Source organism: Streptomyces sp. NRRL WC-3549, assembly GCF_000721935.1.
In the GTDB taxonomy this organism is placed as follows: domain Bacteria; phylum Actinomycetota; class Actinomycetes; order Streptomycetales; family Streptomycetaceae; genus Streptomyces.
In genome coordinates this window covers 92,907-93,276 of the sequence record NZ_KL585405.1, presented here as the reverse complement: position 1 = coordinate 93,276, position 370 = coordinate 92,907, and the positions used below count along the sequence as shown (strand labels likewise).

The window sequence follows — 370 nt, the reverse complement described above, 5'->3', positions numbered from 1 at the left end:
ATGTGTATAAGAGACAGCGCCAGCACCGGCAGGGCGTCGCCGGTCGGGGCGGCGGTGACGACGTTGCCGCCGAGGGTCCCGGCGTTGCGGATCTGCGGCGGTCCCGCGGCGCGCGCGGAGGCGGCCAGCGCGGGGATCAGGGCGGCGAAGTCGGGGCGTCCCATGCGCGCGTGGGTGAGACCCGCACCCAGCAGGGCGTGGCCGTCCTGGTAGTGCCAGCCGCGCAGTTCGCTGATCCGGCCGAGACCCACCAGCCCCGAGGGCCGCAACAGGCCCTTGTTGACGGCCGCCATCAGGTCCGTGCCCCCGGCCACGGGGACGGCGGCGGGCATGGCGCCGAGAGCCGCCACGGCCTCGTCGAGCGAGGCCG

General features: G+C 75.9%; 1 protein-coding gene. It reads right to left on the bottom strand.

Going from position 1 to position 370, the window contains the following annotated elements; genetic code table 11:
• Positions 1-370: FAD binding domain-containing protein (locus IH13_RS0118425; protein WP_234433326.1), on the bottom strand; the 370-nt coding region annotated here is incomplete at both ends.